1 protein-coding gene is annotated in these 1,074 nt (G+C 34.0%); it reads left to right on the top strand.

Features of this window, described 5'->3' with window-relative positions; translation table 11 throughout:
- The first annotated feature begins 28 nt into the window (after positions 1–28).
- Positions 29–595, top strand: coding sequence for a type III toxin-antitoxin system TenpIN family toxin (gene tenpIN, locus WS40_RS10690; RefSeq protein WP_046442251.1), 567 nt, complete (start codon positions 29–31; stop codon positions 593–595).
- Positions 596–1,074: the final 479 nt, after the last annotated feature.

Raw genomic sequence — 1,074 nt, 5'->3', positions numbered from 1 at the left:
ATTTTGATTAGTTTGAAAGAGGAATAGCATGAAAAAGAAATATGAGATAAATTACTTATCAGAGGATTTTTTTGAAAAATATAACTCCAAACATTTTCCTGAAATTGAGCATAAATTAAATCGTCATTATTTAGTCCTTGTTTTAAAAGTCGAAAATAATACATATGCTATTCCATTTAGAACAAATGTATCACATAAAGCTTGCTATCGTTTTAAAAATTCATCAAGAGATACTCATAGTTTTACTGGTCTTGATTATTCAAAAGCTGTTGTAGTAAATGATGATAGATATATTGGAACGGCTGCTTTTATTGATGAAAAAGAATTTTTAGAATTAAACAGAAAATATTACTTTATAATAAAACAATTTTCAGCGTATGTTAGTGGGTATAAAAAATATGTAGCTGGAGAATTAGATGATTTTTCTTCAAAGAAATATAGATATTCTACTTTGCAATATTTTCATTCTGAAATTGGTATATCAGTAAAACAGAATATTGAGCCTAAAGAAAAAGCAGTTGCTGCAAGCGCTGATGTGCCTGCAATTCATCCTGCTGTCATACGCAGACGAAGAAATGTGGGTAGATCTCGCTAATTAATTATATTAAATTGCTAATTGCATTATTGACATTCTGTTGTTTGTGTTGTATAATATCAGTGTTGTAAGCTTGATGAGCTTGCAGCGGTTGTCCTGACCGTGCAAAAATGGGAGTTATTAAAGACGGGAGTCCTACCGTGTAAAATAAATGGGAGCTATCAAAGACGGGGACCCTACCGTATAAAATAAATGGGAGTTTTAAAAGGCGGGAGCCCTACCGAGCAAATAGGATCAAAAGCAGTACAGGTGTGCTGCTTTTTTATGTTGAATTTGTAGGTTTGTCAATCATATTGGACACTATTATTAAGAAATTCGATAGGCGAAAACCATTTGAGGGGACGCATAGGACGGTTGTTTGTTCGACTTAAACGTGCAGCTAGCTGCACGTTTAAGTCGTCGCAGGAATAAAACCTATGGCACGAATAGAATTTGTTGTGATCTTCTCGGTGACTGCGCTCTACTTTGCCATTGTGCCT

Origin of the sequence: Ruminococcus sp. N15.MGS-57, from assembly GCF_000980385.1 — a bacterium.
Classification (GTDB): Bacteria; Bacillota; Clostridia; order Oscillospirales; family Ruminococcaceae; genus Hominimerdicola; species Hominimerdicola aceti.
Note: the sequence above shows the minus strand (reverse complement) of the source record. Positions and strands in the feature narration are given on the sequence as shown.

What these genes read in the sequence shown, in the direction of transcription:
- tenpIN (WP_046442251.1), top strand. Translation starts at nt 29, where the DNA reads ATGAAAAAGAAATATGAGATAAATTACTTATCAGAGGATTTTTTTGAA.